General features: G+C 43.4%; 12 protein-coding genes. 5 read left to right on the plus strand and 7 right to left on the minus strand.

Features of this window, described 5'->3' with window-relative positions:
- Positions 1 to 92 precede the first annotated feature (92 nt).
- From degS to zapG, 4 genes are all read right to left on the minus strand, one after another.
- A complete protein-coding gene (gene degS / locus BA1DRAFT_RS14070; RefSeq protein ID WP_036780295.1) occupies positions 93 to 1,154 on the minus strand; it encodes an outer membrane-stress sensor serine endopeptidase DegS in 1,062 nt (353 codons plus the stop codon).
- Between the two features lie 1,758 nt (positions 1,155 to 2,912).
- On the minus strand, positions 2,913 to 3,140 hold the full coding sequence (gene vapB / locus BA1DRAFT_RS14075) for a type II toxin-antitoxin system VapB family antitoxin (RefSeq protein WP_036780297.1): 228 nt from the start codon (positions 3,138 to 3,140) through the stop codon (positions 2,913 to 2,915).
- A 118-nt stretch (positions 3,141 to 3,258) separates the two neighbouring features.
- Positions 3,259 to 4,635, minus strand: coding sequence for a serine endoprotease DegQ (degQ, locus tag BA1DRAFT_RS14080; RefSeq protein ID WP_036780300.1), 1,377 nt, complete (start codon positions 4,633 to 4,635; stop codon positions 3,259 to 3,261).
- Positions 4,636 to 4,872: 237 nt separating this feature from the next.
- The gene (gene zapG / locus BA1DRAFT_RS14085) at positions 4,873 to 5,277 is read right to left on the minus strand and encodes a Z-ring associated protein ZapG (protein WP_036780302.1); all 405 of its coding nucleotides are present in this window, start codon (positions 5,275 to 5,277) and stop codon (positions 4,873 to 4,875) included.
- A 218-nt stretch (positions 5,278 to 5,495) separates the two neighbouring features.
- Between zapG and zapE the strand changes: the two genes are divergently transcribed.
- From zapE to sspB, 5 genes are all read left to right on the plus strand, one after another.
- On the plus strand, positions 5,496 to 6,626 hold the full coding sequence (gene zapE, locus BA1DRAFT_RS14090; protein WP_036780305.1) for a cell division protein ZapE: 1,131 nt from the start codon (positions 5,496 to 5,498) through the stop codon (positions 6,624 to 6,626).
- Positions 6,627 to 6,880: 254 nt separating this feature from the next.
- A complete protein-coding gene (rplM, locus tag BA1DRAFT_RS14095) occupies positions 6,881 to 7,309 on the plus strand; it encodes a 50S ribosomal protein L13 (RefSeq protein WP_011148147.1) in 429 nt (142 codons plus the stop codon).
- A gap of 15 nt (positions 7,310 to 7,324) precedes the next feature.
- A complete protein-coding gene (gene rpsI / locus BA1DRAFT_RS14100; protein ID WP_011148146.1) occupies positions 7,325 to 7,717 on the plus strand; it encodes a 30S ribosomal protein S9 in 393 nt (130 codons plus the stop codon).
- Positions 7,718 to 8,039: 322 nt separating this feature from the next.
- Positions 8,040 to 8,681, plus strand: a complete 642-nt coding sequence (gene sspA, locus BA1DRAFT_RS14105) for a stringent starvation protein SspA (RefSeq protein WP_036780307.1) — start codon at positions 8,040 to 8,042, stop codon at positions 8,679 to 8,681.
- 3 nt (positions 8,682 to 8,684) lie between these two features.
- Positions 8,685 to 9,200: a ClpXP protease specificity-enhancing factor gene (gene sspB, locus BA1DRAFT_RS14110; protein WP_036780310.1), complete on the plus strand. Its 516-nt coding sequence runs from the start codon at positions 8,685 to 8,687 to the stop codon at positions 9,198 to 9,200.
- Between the two features lie 48 nt (positions 9,201 to 9,248).
- Here sspB and BA1DRAFT_RS14115 read toward each other — a convergent pair whose 3' ends face one another.
- From BA1DRAFT_RS14115 to gltB, 3 genes are all read right to left on the minus strand, one after another.
- Positions 9,249 to 9,755: a hypothetical protein gene (locus tag BA1DRAFT_RS14115; protein ID WP_036780312.1), complete on the minus strand. Its 507-nt coding sequence runs from the start codon at positions 9,753 to 9,755 to the stop codon at positions 9,249 to 9,251.
- A gap of 238 nt (positions 9,756 to 9,993) precedes the next feature.
- Positions 9,994 to 11,412, minus strand: coding sequence for a glutamate synthase small subunit (locus BA1DRAFT_RS14120; protein WP_036780315.1), 1,419 nt, complete (start codon positions 11,410 to 11,412; stop codon positions 9,994 to 9,996).
- 9 nt (positions 11,413 to 11,421) lie between these two features.
- Positions 11,422 to 15,879 carry a glutamate synthase large subunit gene (gene gltB / locus BA1DRAFT_RS14125; protein WP_036780316.1) on the minus strand — a complete coding sequence of 1,486 codons (4,458 nt, stop codon included), beginning with the start codon at positions 15,877 to 15,879 and terminating at the stop codon, positions 11,422 to 11,424.
- Between the last annotated feature and the right edge of the window lie 62 nt (positions 15,880 to 15,941).

Below are 15,941 nucleotides of genomic sequence, written 5' to 3' on the forward strand. Positions count from 1 at the left end.
CATTTGATTAACTTAATAAATGTGACATAAATCCCAAATTTTTTAACTCGCTACACTCACCAAAAATCCGATTTAAGTGAAGAACAGGTTAATTAATATTCATCGTATTCTTCAATGGTCACTTGCAGCGATAATATTTTCCCATTGCGCAATAAAGTGACAGGAACAACGCTGCCGGGGCGTATTTCAGCCACTTGATCCATTGTTTCAACCGCAGAAATAGCGGGTTTGTTATTGACGCTGGTAATGATATCACCCACTTTAATACCGGCTTTTTGCGCAGGCCCGTTTGTAGTTACCTGAAATACTCGTAGCCCTTGAAGCTGGTTAATATTGCCGTTAGAAGAGCGAATATGTGGCAGCTCTTGCGACGTTATGCCGATAAAACCCCGGATAACTCGTCCGTCACGGATAAGTTTCTGCATAATCTTAGTAGCGAGTTCAGTCGGAATAGCGAACCCCAACCCTTCTGGCGTTTCACCATTTTCACTTTTATCGAATGATAATGTATTGATACCCACTAGTTCGCCAAGGGTGTTAATCAGTGCGCCGCCGGAGTTACCCTGATTAATGGAAGCATCGGTCTGGAGAAAGTTTTGACGGCGGGTAGGGCTTAATCCAACGCGACCGGTAGCGCTGATAATCCCTTGGGTAATGGTTTGCCCCAAATTATAAGGGTTACCAATGGCGAGAACGACATCTCCCACATGGGCTACTCTATTTGGATTAATCGTTATGACAGGCAGGTTTTCAGCATCAATTTTCAGGACGGCAAGATCCGTTAAGCTGTCAGAGCCGATGACCAGGGCTTCATAAAAATGGCCGTCTTGCAGTGCAACAATAATTTGTCCTGCATTATTAATGACGTGTTTATTGGTAAGGATGTAGCCTTTATCACTCATGATGACGCCGGAACCAAGGGTATGGTTTTCCCGGCCTTGATGAGAAAAACTTCCCATGTTGCTGCTGTAGACGTTGACTACGGCGGGCGCTGCCCTACGGACACCTTTATTAAAGCTGAATGGAACTTCGTCATTACTGTTGCTGGTAATTGCAGACATCAACCCGCTAGGGCGCAGTGATGGAATGGTAATCAGTAAAATTACAGCTACAAGTAATCCTAAAAAAGCAGAGCGCAGCAACTTGGCAATCATGGGTATTATTCAGTGTGAGTTAATGAGTCATGGCAGGATAACATAGAAATTAACAGATACTGCATTATGCTGTATCTCGGATTGCTGACTTTGAGCGCTTCGATTATCACCATTGAGTTTTTATTAATAATAAAACGAAAAAATTTGTACTGACAGTTTTCATGGGTATTAAACTCTTTTTTATCTTATTTTGCTACAACCCGCCGGGTTTTAACGCTGTTTTTAATTTTTCGTTTTAGTGTTTTTTTATTGACTTCGCCATGTTGAGATTCACTCAGATTAAATCATGTGGAGTATCGTTTTTCATAGTGTTTGAAAACAAGGCGTGTCAGAAATTTTCACTCATTCAGGTAAGATGAGATACGCTTTATCTGAATATGATAAAACCGTCGTTAAAAAGCCGTTTATGTTCTGTCAGTATAGTTTTAAAATCTGGAAAAAATAGTAAGCGTATTATGAAAAAACAGGTGAAAACTTTAATCATTAACAGTGAAAATAAGTGATTAATATTTTTTAAAAACGGGTGAAAAATTCGATGCTATATTGATATTGGAAGGGGGAATATCAGGAAAAATCGGTCTTGAATTGATTAACAAAGTGACTGCGTTAATCCAATAATAAGAGTAAAAATATTTAACAGGATTAACCGAATTAAGCTAATGTGCTTAAATAAGCGGTTTTGCATAGGCTGTAAGGAGTTTACGAAAAATCAGAGACAATCATTAAAGGAAATCGATAAGTTTTCAGATTGATTAGATTAGCAGTATTAAAAATGATTAAACAATCAGGCATTGAGCTTAAATATTATTAGCATATCGGTTATCTGTTCTGGTTTTAAAGTTAAAAAATTAAATATAGGAAAAAGGGAAAACTTAAACATCAGTTTAATGAAAAATGGGGAAGTTAAATGCGTATCAGGAAACGAAAAAACATAAGGTTTATAAAAACTGCTCAATGAACCCCCTCTTTTGCTTTAAAAAATAGGAAAGCCCCGGGAATGAGAGTTGTTTTAACGACTCCATCTCTTTTAACATGGTTAACTTTCTCTTTTTACGTGTATTTCCCGCTTTTAGCGATCATAAGCGCTTTTTTATCGGTAATTAATTCATCTGAGGATTAAAAAATCAGGTATCCCATTAATGCCAGATTTTTAAAAGGGACGGCATAAATAAAAAAGGTTTATTCCTTGCTATGATGATTTAAAAGTGAGTATACAGAGAGATTAAAGATTTATATAAGGATTTAACTCAATAGATACCTTCTTTATAAGGACAGTTAATTGCTTTTAATAAAAATCTATTAACCATTAACAGAGAGTTGAAAAGAAATCAGAAGGTAAAATAATGTTATTCTGTATGTTGATATTAAAATATTCTCTCACCGTTATTTTATTGAGGAAATTATAAATATAACGCAATGAAAAGAAGTGTGAAACGGTTAATGTGGTAGGATTTAACTTCTAAAAAGAGAGTTGATTATCCGAGAAAGTTAAGGGAGTATCTTTAATATCATCAGGCTATTTACTGGCATAATTTATCCGAAAAATAAAGGGTGGCAGCCTATAGAAATCTCTCAGGATTGAGAGTAAACAGCCTCAGCAAAGATAAAAAGAGGGTATAATTAACGTTGGTTAAATGTAAAATACGATATGCCATGATGATTAAACTTAATAAAAATCAGGTATTAAAAGTGGTAAAAACAATGGTTAAAACCTGATGCCAATTAAAATCAGAGGTTAAAACAATGGTTTATATTTTTTCATAACTTAACGCGTCCTTTTTCCACAATATCCAGCCGTTCGGTTAAAAAGTTAGAGTTAGCTTTTTCTTGTTGCGAAAAGGAATTCCAACTGGGTTTAACTGGCCGCAGAATAATGATATCGCCTTCACGAATAATCTCCAATTCGTTCACTCCCTCGAAATCGAGGTCGTGAGGTAAACATACAGCTCGGTTATTGCCGTTTTTAAATACGACTACGGTTCTCATATTGAGTCCTCCAGAAAAACTATTTACAAACTCACCCGTCGCGAGGGATATCAACGACTTTAAGACACAGCGTTACGCTGTGTCTTAAATGGAATTAGATCGATTTTTACTAAAAGTATTAATTTCTCAGTAACAAATAGATACTCTCTTCGCCGCGAAGAATGTTCAGCGCTATAACTGGCGGTTTAGAATCAATGACTTTGCGCAGTTCGTTAATATTCTGTATCCGTTCATTATTGATCCCAACAATCAGGTCATTTTTCTGTAAGCCAGATAACGCCGCCGGTGAGTTTTGAGCGACACTATCGATTTTCACACCGTAAGTCCCTTTCACTTCGCCATTACTCAGAGTCGCACCTTGCAGGGCAAGGGTCAGATTTCCGGCTTTGGTTGTTTGACCTTCACTGTTTTCCAGCGTAACAGAAACCTCCATTGGTTTACCTTTACGCAATAAGCCAATTTTAATTTCTTTACCTGGTATCGTTGTGCCGATTTTGGCTTTCAGCTCAGCAAAGCTACTAATCTTCTTACCATCAACGGAAACAAGAATGTCGCCGGATTTAATACCTGCTTTCGCGGCTGCGGATTTTGGTAATACTTCACTGACAAATGCCCCGCGCTGGGCATCGATATTGAATGCCTTGGCGATATCGGAATTCATTTCCATGCCTTTAATACCAAGAATACCGCGTTTGACTTCGCCATGAGCGATAAGCTGCTCGCTCAAGGTTTTTGCCATATTACTTGGGATTGCAAAGCCGATACCGATGTTACCGCCACCTGGGGCCAGAATAGCGGTATTGATACCGATTAATTCACCATTCAAATTAACCAGTGCGCCGCCGGAGTTGCCACGGTTAATAGATGCATCCGTTTGGATGAAGTTTTCTAACCCTTCAAGGTTCAGACCACTACGCCCTAACGCAGAGATAATGCCGGAAGTTGCAGTTTGACCAAGGCCGAATGGATTACCAACCGCAACAGCAAAATCACCAACTCGGAGCTTATCGGAATCGGCCATAGTAATGGCAGTTAAATTCTTAGCATCTTTCAGTTGCAGCAGGGCGATATCCGTCTGAGGATCGCGGCCTAACAATCTGGCTTCATATTCACGCCCATCATTCAGTTGGACACGGATTTTATCTGCATTCTCGATAACGTGATTGTTGGTTAATATATAACCTTTGGCAGCGTCAATGATGACACCTGAGCCAAGCCCCTGGAATGGGCGGGTACTTTCACGGCCCATTGGTAGATTTGGGCCAAAGAAGAATCTGAATTCTTCGGGTATACTCTGTTCCTGTTGTACCTGCGTACCAGAAACATGCACGCTGACAACGGCTGGCAGGACTTTTTCAAGCATCGGTGCAAGGCTTGGTAACGTCTGACCGGCAATAGCAGCAGGTAAAGCAGCGCTACTGATAGTCGGGATCGAAATTGTAGACAGTCCGATACTGATTGCTAACGCACTAAGGAGTAAGTGTTTTCTTTTCATCTAATTTTGTTCTCTTGTATACCTAAGCCAGAAGGCCAATGAAGTTAATTCCGGCAAGCAGCCATGATTATTCTATGACTGTTAATTATTAAATAAAGTTCACCGGGCAAACAGATTTAGCATGATTCTTTACAGGTATTTACATGATTGAGAAACAAAAAGACAAAACTTGCAGGTAGATAATAGATTTTACATTTGAATTAATGCTGTGGCACGAACATGCCACAGCAAAAATTTTTACTGGTTTTTTTCGTTCATCGGACGAAACAGGCCGGAAGCGCCGTCGGAATAATCCTTTGGTGGCATCTTAACCGGAGCTTGATCATTATCCGCTTCTGATTCAGTCAATCGATAATTAAATGGATTGTCTTGTACTGGCATATTCGGCATCAGTTCATGAGAGCTTTTAGCCATATGCTGATATAACTGACGATAATCGCGAGCCATATTGTCGAGTAATTCTGCACTGCGGGCAAAATGACCAACTAATTCTTTACGGTACTCTTCCAGTTCTGATTTATTATTCTCCAGTTCGGTTTGTAAGGCTTTCTGCTGGCGCAGCTTAGCGTTACCAAAACGCATAACTAGCGCTCCGATAACAAAACCAACTACCAATCCAATCAGTGCATACTCCCAAGTCATAGCTACTCCTTCATCAACATCGTTGTTCCGCAGAATGTTTCACTTAATTATCGTCACTATAACCGTTAATCTAGTTAGAGTGGAATATTGATCATGATTTACATTTGTTTGTAGACCTTATTCTGAACCTTATTGTAGACAATTGATCCGGTAATAAGGTCAATCTGAATCATAAAAACGATAAAAAATGGGCGATTATTTTAAGGATTGTTATTGTCATGCCATCATTGATTACCCCTTCATCATACTATCAAAAAGCCCTTTCCGAGGGTAAATACCAACCAGATGAGGTTCAGCGTCAAGTCGTTGCTCAATTGGATACCATTCATCATGCTCTGATTAATGCTTCTCCCGGCCGTCCCGTGAAACGCCAAAGCTTGAAAGGTCGTCTGAGTAAACTGTTAGGCAAGCCGACTTCAATGAGCTGTAGACCTATTCAAGGGCTTTATATGTGGGGAGGCGTTGGTAGAGGGAAAACTTGGTTAATGGATATGTTTTACCAAAGTTTACCCAGTGAAAGAAGATTACGTTTGCATTTCCATCGTTTTATGCTGCGAGTGCATGAAGAGTTAAAGGCATTGCAAGGGCATGAAAATCCGCTGGATATTGTGGCGGATGGTTTTAAAGCGGAAACCGATGTGCTTTGCTTTGATGAGTTTTTCGTTTCCGATATTACCGATGCCATGATTCTCGGTACATTGTTGGAGGCGCTGTTTGTCAGGGGAATTACCTTGATTGCAACGTCCAATATTCCTCCAGATGAACTCTATCGCAATGGCTTACAGCGAACTCGTTTTTTGCCTGCTATTGAGCAGATCAAAAAATATTGTGACGTTATGAATGTGGATTCGGGTATTGACTATCGGTTGCGCACATTGACGCAAGCTCATCTCTATTTCGCACCGCTGAATGAAGATAATGAACGAGCGATGGATCGAATGTTTATTCTTTTGGCCGGTAACAGCAGTGAACAAGCTTCGGTGTTGGAAATTAACCATCGGCAGATGCCGGCGATTCGTAACGCTGATGGTGTATTGGCAATTGGATTTAAAGTTTTGTGCGAAGATGCGCGTAGTCAGATGGATTATATTGTTTTAGCAAAACTTTATCACACTGTTTTGTTATATCAGGTTCCAGCGATAATGCCGGGTAATGAAAATGCCGCTCGCCGTTTTCTAGCGCTGGTTGATGAATTTTACGAACGCCGGGTAAAACTTATCATTAATGCGGCGGTGCCGATGGAGCAAATTTACCAAGGGGTGTTGTTGACTTTCGAATACCAGCGTTGCTTATCTCGTTTGCAAGAGATGCAAAGCGAAGAGTATCTGAAATTACCTCATTTACCTTAATTTTATGTTTACCCGTATATTTCAGATTCAAAACTGATTTTAAATATTCAAATTGGGGTCGATTTTTATTTTTGACTTCTCTATAATCTTGCGACCCCACGTTACAGCAATGTTTTTTTTCCCAAAAACTTGCAATAGTGCCGGCATAGGCTATTCGAAGGGGTAGGTTTGCTGGACAAGAGTCGTGTGAACCTCAGCAAGTTTCTGAACCTTGAGTGTTCACCAACGTGTAACTTATTATTGGGTAAGCTTTAATGAAAACTTTTACAGCTAAACCAGAAACCGTAAAACGCGACTGGTATGTTGTTGACGCAGATGGCAAAACTTTGGGCCGTCTTGCAACTGAAGTGGCTCGTCGCCTGCGCGGCAAGCATAAAGCGGAATACACTCCGCATGTTGATACCGGTGATTACATCATCATCGTTAATGCAGAAAAAGTTGCAGTCACCGGCAACAAGCGTTCTGATAAAATCTACTATCACCACACCGGTCATATCGGTGGTATCAAGCAAGCGACCTTTGAAGAGATGATTGCTCGCCGTCCTGAGCGTGTAATTGAAATCGCGGTTAAAGGCATGCTGCCAAAAGGGCCACTGGGCCGTGCAATGTACCGTAAACTGAAAGTTTACGCCGGTAGCGAGCACAACCATGCGGCACAGCAACCGCAAGTTCTGGACATTTAATCGGGATTATAGGCAATGGCTGAAAATCAATACTACGGCACTGGTCGCCGCAAAAGCTCTTCCGCACGTGTCTTTATTAAGCCAGGTAGCGGTAACATCGTTATCAACAAACGCAGCCTTGAAGTTTACTTCGGCCGTGAAACAGCGCGCATGGTTGTTCGTCAGCCGCTGGAGTTGGTTGATATGTTGGGTAAACTGGATCTGTACATCACCGTTAAAGGTGGTGGTATTTCTGGTCAAGCAGGTGCAATCCGTCACGGTATCACCCGCGCACTGATGGCGTATGACGAAACTCTGCGTTCTGATCTTCGTAAAGCTGGCTTCGTTACCCGCGATGCTCGTGAAGTTGAACGTAAGAAAGTTGGTCTGCGTAAAGCACGTCGTCGTCCACAGTTCTCCAAGCGTTAATTTTTTGTCTTTATGGCAATTATTTAATGTGCAAACCCGTCTTTGTGGCGGGTTTTTTACTTAATTATCCATACACTTCCCCCAAAATGTACAAAATCTGGTAAACTAGTGCCAATTTTTGCCTCATCCATTTGTCTGCCTATTATCTGAACGATGGTAATTGTGTTGGATAGTAATTGCGCTGGATAATAATTGTGTTGAGTAGCGCATTCCGTATTCACCGTTGCGGCGCAGAAACATAAAGGGTGAGAATGAATGAGTAAGAATAGTCGTGGTCGTGTGGGGCTATTCATTCCTTTTTTAGATAAACTTGGAGGTTTTCATGGCTGTCGCTGCCAACAAACGTTCGGTAATGACTCTGTTTTCAGGCCCGGCCGACATTTTTAGCCATCAAGTGCGAATTGTATTGGCGGAAAAAGGTGTCAGCGTTGAAGTTGAACAGGTTGAGGCAGGTAACCTGCCACAGGACCTCATCGATCTGAACCCTTATCAGACAGTTCCGACTTTGGTTGATCGTGAGCTGGCGCTATATGATTCCCGCATCATTATGGAATATCTGGATGAACGTTTTCCTCATCCGCCATTAATGCCAGTGTATCCAGTTGCCCGTGGTTCCAGCCGTTTGATGATGCACCGCATCGAAAAAGACTGGTACTCCCTGATGCATACGATTGAAGAAGGCAATTCTCAAGAAGCCAATACTGCCCGTAAAAGATTAGCAGAAGAGTTGCTAGCAGTGGCGCCAATATTTAAAGAGATGCCATTCTTTATGAGCGAAGAATTCAGTTTGGTTGATTGTTATCTTGCTCCTTTACTATGGCGTTTACCGGTATTGGGTATAGAGTTACCGAGTTCTGGCACTAAAGATTTACAAATTTACATGCAGCGTGTCTTTGAACGTGATGCATTCTTGGCTTCATTAACCGAAGCTGAACGTGAAATGCGCTTGCAATCCAGGAGCTGATTTATGGAGCTGTCTCAAATGTCTCCCCGTCGTCCTTATTTGTTGCGTGCTCACTACGAGTGGTTGCTCGATAATAATATGACTCCGCATCTGGTTATAGACGTGACTTTACGTGGAGTTAATGTACCAATGGAATATGCCCGCGATGGGCAAATTGTGTTGAATATAGCGCCGAGAGCTGTTGGTAATCTTGAGTTAACCAATGATGAAGTACGCTTCAATGCCCGTTTTGGTGGTGTTCCCCGTCGGGTTAATGTATCGATGGCGGCGGTTATAGCGATTTATGGCCGTGAAAATGGGGCGGGAATGATGTTTGAGCCTGAAGCAGCTTATAAAGATGAATATCTTTTTAAATCTGCTTCAGATCAGGATAAAGCGGGTACCTCTGCATCTGCGACAGATAATCTGGTATTAGTTACGGATACACTGAGTGATGCCGAAGATAATAGTGGAACTTCACCTGATGATGAGCCACCAAAGCCAACGAGAGGGCGCCCTGCTTTACGGGTAGTTAAATAAGCTTAGAAGAGGGGGCGATTCGCCTCCTTATTTTTTTAAATTTATTAATTAGAATTCTGTATTGTAGGCTTTTTCTAACTCCCAGAAACAATCATTAGCTCTGTCTTTAGCTTTGCTATCAGTGATGGCACCTAAACTCTTTTTGACCTTATCTATAAACTCTATTTTATTCTCTCTGGTTCCCAGTTCTGGTGGGATTGTGCAGATATCAGCCAGTGATAGATTGTTTTCTTTATCTGCGTTAGCAAGGACCTCAACAGGATTATTAATTAATGCCAGGGATAATGCGTAGCGTATCTCTTTGGCAAAATCCTGGTGCATGCTTTGCGTTAATTTGAAAGCCAGTTTTATCCATTTACGGTCACCAGTCGTAATTTTGTGAGTGATTTCTTGCCTGGCTCCCATTTCTCCTAATTCTGCCACTACAGAGTTGGTACCTCTGTTTATGATTTCTTTAGTAATATTTTCAGGTGTTAAGGGATGTGATAAAGCAAGAGCCGTTTGACTGATAAACAGAGTTGGAGACAACAAAATCAGGATTTTTATTAGCTTCATTAATGTTTCCAGTGTTTGTAGTTAAGTAAATATCGTAGAGTTTAGCCCTATTGGTTAGAATATTTTATTTAAATTCCACATTGATAAGAAATAATATTCTAAAATATTATCTATGACAGTAATAAGTTTGAAATGTTCATTAAATCTACTTACTTTTTTGTGTAAGGGTAATTCAATTAATATAATTTATTGAATTGGTAATAGAAAGAGACGGGAGCTGAAAAGCTCCCTTGGTTGATTAAATGTTTAGATAATCAAGAATGCCTTGCGCGGCTTTACGCCCCTCGGCAATTGCGGTTACAACGAGATCAGAGCCACGGACAGCATCTCCACCAGCAAATATCTGCGGATTGCTGGTTTGAAAGGGAATGTCTGAACTCTCTGGTGCGACAATGCGTCCCTGTTTATCCAAGGTTACTTGATGATCATTTAGCCAGTTCATGGTATGTGGTTTAAAGCCGAATGCCATGATCACTGCATCGGCCTTAAGCAGGTGTTCTGAACCTGCGATAATTTCAGCTTGGCGGCGTCCATTCTCATCAGGTTGACCTAATTGAGTCCGTACCATTTTTATGCCACAAACTTGACCTGAATGGTTGATTTCAATACTGACGGGTTGCAGATTAAACAGAAACTCTACGCCTTCTTCCTTGGCATTTTTGACTTCACGCTGGGAGCCTGGCATGTTGATTTCGTCACGACGATAAGCACAAGTAACTGAAGCCGCTTTTTGGCGAATCAAGGTTCTGACACAATCCATTGCAGTATCACCGCCGCCAAGCACCACGACCCGCTTACCTTGCATATTGATAAAAGGTTGCGATTGCAGGGCGGGATAACCCATCAAATGCCGGGTATTGGCAGTCAGAAATGGCAGAGCCTCATAAACACCATCAGCATCTTCATTTGCCAGCCCTCCACGCATTGACTGATAGGTTCCTACACCAAGGAATACTGCATCAAACTGCTCAGTCAGTTCAGATAAGGCAATGTCTTTGCCTATTTCAGTATTGAGCCGGAATTTAATTCCCATCTCAGAGAAAATTTCACGGCGGCGTATCATGACCTCTTTTTCCAGTTTAAACGCCGGTATGCCAAAGGTGAGTAATCCACCGATTTCCGGGTGACGATCAAAAACAACGGCTTGTACGCCATTACGGGTTAATACATCAGCACAAGCTAGCCCCGCAGGGCCTGCGCCAATAATCGCAACCTGTTTGCCCGTCGGCTGAACTTGTGACATATCGGGCTTCCAGCCCATAGCAATCGCTTTGTCATTGATATAGCGTTCAATATTACCAATCGTCACGGCACCGAACTCATCATTCAGAGTGCAAGCGCCTTCACAAAGGCGATCTTGTGGGCAAACACGACCACAAACTTCCGGCAGGCTGTTTGTTTGGTGGGATAGATCAGCCGCTTCCATAATACGTCCTTCATTGGCAAGTTTAAGCCAATTGGGAATGTAGTTATGAACGGGGCATTTCCATTCGCAATAAGGGTTACCGCAAGAAAGGCAGCGATCGGCCTGTGTCTGTGCCTGAATTGCTGAAAATGGCTCGTAGATCTCCACAAATTCTATTTTGCGGATTTTCAGCGGCTTTTTAGGCGGATCGACGCGTTGTAAGTCGATAAACTGATATACATTCTGGCTCATCTTGGCTCCTTATTGCGCTTGAATTCGCAATTCTGCGGAAGAACGACTGCGATGTCCCAGTAGGGCTTTCACATCACTGGATTTGGGTTTCACAAGCGCGAATTTACTCAGCCACTGTTGCCAGTTAGCAAGAATATCTTCACCGCGCTGAGAGCCGGTCAGGAGGACGTGCTCAGTGATAAGTCCTCTCAAGTGTTCTTCGTGGATAGCTAAGGTAGCTACTGCCAGTACTTCGACTAACTCTGGGTTAACCCGTTTGCGGAAATCATCATTTTCATCCAAGACATAAGCAAAGCCGCCAGTCATTCCGGCACCAAAATTTATTCCAGTGCGTCCGAGAATACAGACGATACCTCCTGTCATATATTCACAGCCATTATCTCCTATACCTTCTACAACCGTAATCGCTCCTGAATTACGAACAGCGAAGCGTTCTCCTGCCCGCCCGGCAGCAAACAGTTTGCCTCCGGTTGCTCCGTAGAGACATGTGTTGCCAATGATGGTTGCCTGATGGCTTTTGAAGGCAGAACCCACCGGCGGGTGTATGACAATGCGGCCGCCAGCCATACCTTTACCGACATAATCGTTGGCATCACCGATAAGTGTTAGCTCCAGACCGCCGGCGTTCCAGACACCAAAACTTTGACCGGCAGTACCGTTGAAATGAATTTTTATTGGCGCCGCGGCGATCCCCTGATTACCATGTCGAGCAGCGATAAAACCGGAAAGGGAAGCGCCCACTGAACGATCAGTATTACGGATATCGAAATAGAAAGTTTTACTTTGCTGGTTCTCAATATAGCTGGAAGCTTGAGCCAGTAAATTTTTATTCAGAGTCCCATTATCGAATGGTGGATTGTTTTCGGTGCAATATAATGTTTTGCCTTGATGGGGTTCTGCGGTTGCCAGGAGCGGATCAAGATTGAGTTTGCTCTGTTTTGCTGAAATACCTTCTAATACTTCAAGCAGGTCAGTTCGGCCGATTAAATCAGTTAGCTTTTTGACACCCAATGCAGCCATAATCTCTCTGGTTTCACGGGCGATAAAGCGGAAATAGTTCATTACCCGCTCAGGCAATCCGTGGTAGTGGTCGCGACGTAATTTCTCATCCTGAGTGGCAACCCCGGTTGCACAGTTATTGAGATGGCAAATACGCAGATATTTGCACCCAAGGGCAACCATCGGTCCGGTGCCGAAACCGAAACTTTCAGCGCCAAGAATGGCCGCTTTAATAATATCTACGCCGGTTTTCAACCCGCCGTCAACTTGTAAGCGGATCTTATGGCGTAATCCGTTAGCAACTAGCGCTTGTTGGGTTTCCACCAGCCCTAATTCCCAAGGGCATCCGGCATACTTCACCGATGACAATGGGCTGGCGCCGGTACCGCCGTCATAACCTGCAATAGTAATTAAATCGGCATAAGCTTTGGCAACGCCAGTGGCAACAGTACCAACGCCGGGTTCTGAAACCAGTTTTACTGAGATCAGCGCATTGGGGTTGATCTGTTTTAGATCGAAAATCAACTGAGCCAAATCTTCAATAGAGTAAATATCATGATGTGGTGGTGGAGAGATAAGTGTTACGCCAGGCACGGAATAACGCAGTTTTGCAATATACGGTGTTACCTTATCGCCCGGTAATTGCCCACCTTCTCCGGGTTTAGCACCTTGCGCGACTTTAATCTGAATCACATCGGCGTTGACCAGATAAGCTGGTGTTACACCGAATCGACCGGAAGCAACTTGTTTGATACGGGAAACCTTTTTTGTTCCATAACGTGCGGGGTCTTCTCCACCTTCGCCGGAGTTGGAAAAACCGCCTAGCGTATTCATGGCTTCGGCCAGAGCTTCGTGTGCTTCGGGGCTTAATGCTCCAATCGACATCGCTGCGGTATCAAAGCGTTTAAACAGCTCTTCGGCAGGTTCTACTTCTTCAATAGGCAGAGGTTCAGCTTTTGTTTTTATCGCCAGTAAATCACGGATGGTGGTAATTGGGCGTTGATTAACCAGACGAGAATATTTCAAGTAATCGTGATATTCGCCACTATGAACCGCAGCCTGTAAAGTGCTTACAACATCCGGGTTATAGGCGTGGTATTCGCCGTTATGAACATATTTCAGCAATCCCCCCTGATCGAGTGGTTGACGGGCAAGCCATGCGCGTTTGGATAAGTTTCGCAGATCCTGCTCGAAATCGCTGAAATTAGCACCGCCAATTCGGCTGACGACGCCGTTGAAGCAAAATTCAGTTAATTCGGAATGTAAACCGACAGCTTCAAATAGTTTAGAACAGCGATAGGAGGCGATAGTCGAGATGCCCATTTTCGACATGATTTTATATAACCCTTTATTGATACCATTGCGGTAGTTAAGCATGACATCAGCATAGGGTTTATTAATTGTGCCATTATCGACCATTTTGGCCAGTGATTCATAAGCCAGATAGGGATAAATCGCTGTGGCGCCAAATCCCAGTAGTACAGTGAAATGGTGTGGATCACGGGCACTCGCTGTTTCTACTATCAGGTTGGTATCACAGCGCAGGTTTTTTTCTACCAAGCGGTGTTGAATCGCGCCAACAGCCATAGGCGTTGGTATGGGTAACTTCTCCGGCGTAATGTTGCGGTCAGATAATACCAACAATACGGCGCCATCTCTGGCGAGTTGTTCTGCCTGGTCACACAATGCGAACAGGGCATTTTGCAGATTGGTTTCTTGTGGATTGAAAGTTAAGTCTAATCGTTCTGCGCGATAGTGTGGACTTTGCTGCGTGATTAATTGATGAAAATCAGAGTAGAGCAGGATAGGGGATTTAAAACTTAATCGGTGTGCCTGTCCCTCTGCTTCGCAAAATACGTTCATCTCCCGCCCAATGCAGGTGGTGAGAGACATAACATGTGCTTCGCGTAGTGGGTCGATTGGCGGATTAGTAACTTGAGCGAATTGCTGGCGGAAATAGTCATAAATAATCCGTGGACGGCTGGAAAGGACGGCAAACGGTGTATCATCCCCCATTGAGCCGGTTGCTTCCTGACCATTCTCTCCCAGGACACGGATGATTTGATCTAGCTCTTCGTTGCTGTAGGCAAATTGTTTGTGATAGACCGCTAAGGATTGATCATTCAGATCCCGGTGACCAGCTTGATCTTCCAGTAATTCTTCAAATGGGGTCAGGCGTTTGACGTTTTTATCCATCCATTCTTTATAGGGATGGCGGCTTTTTAAGTCATTGTCTGTTTCTTCTGCATGAAGGATGCGGCCTTGGCGGGTATCAATCACGATAAGTTCACCGGGACCAACGCGCCCTTTTTCCACCACTTCGTCCGGTTGATAATCCCAGATGCCGATTTCGGAAGCACAGGTGATCAGCTTATCTTTAGTGATAACATAGCGGGCCGGGCGCAAGCCATTGCGATCCAGATTACAGGCAGCATAGCGCCCATCTGACATAACGATACCCGCCGGGCCATCCCACGGCTCCATGTGCATGGAGTTGAAATCAAAAAAAGCTCGCAGATCTTCATCCATATCAGGATTGTTTTGCCATGCGGGAGGAACTAGCAATCGCATAGCACGGATTAAATCCATTCCGCCGTTGAGAAACAGTTCCAGCATGTTATCCAGCGAGCTGGAATCTGACCCTGTTTCGTTGACAAAAGGGGCAGCCGTTTGCAGATCGGGAATCAGCGGCGTCTTGAATTTATAGGCTCTTGCTCGTGCCCACTGGCGGTTACCGGTGATGGTGTTTATTTCACCGTTATGGGCAAGATAGCGAAAAGGTTGTGCCAGTGGCCAGCGGGGGACGGTATTGGTTGAGAAGCGCTGGTGGAATAGGCAAATTGCCGATTCCAAACGTAAATCAGCCAGATCGGGATAGAAGCGGGGCAAATCTGCCGCCATGCACAGCCCTTTATAGATAGTCACCAGATTGGACAAACTGCAAACATAAAAATCGCTGTCGTTAATGCGTTTTTCTATTCGGCGGCGAGCAACGAACAAACGGCGTTCTAAATCACGTGCACGCCAGCCTGCTGGAGCATTAACAAAAATCTGTTCGATACGGGGGAGGCTTGAGAGGGCTATTTCGCCCAGAATATCACTGTTGATGGGGACTTCACGCCAGCCAACGACTGACAGAGTTTCATTTTGTAGCTCCTGTTCGACGATTTCCCGGCAGTTTTGTGCAATCTGAGGATTTTGGCTGAGAAATAGCATTCCGACGGCGTAATTGCGGGCTAAATGCCACTCTTGCTCCTGTGCGACCATCCGAAAAAAACGGTCAGGTTTTTGCAGTAATAAACCACAACCATCACCGGTTTTGCCGTCTGCCAGGATTGCCCCACGATGTTGCATTCTTGCCAAGGCATGGATAGCGGTACGTACTACTTTGTGGCTTGGCTCCCCTTCAATATGGGCTATCAATCCAAAGCCACAGTTATCCTTTTCTTGAGATTTGTTATACAGCATATATGAACCTCCCGAGGTTCTGTCCGACTCTCACAGAAACTCACAGACATTTGTGAGATTAA

Origin of the sequence: Photorhabdus aegyptia (assembly GCF_000612035.1) — a bacterium.
Taxonomy (GTDB): Bacteria; Pseudomonadota; Gammaproteobacteria; order Enterobacterales; family Enterobacteriaceae; genus Photorhabdus; species Photorhabdus akhurstii.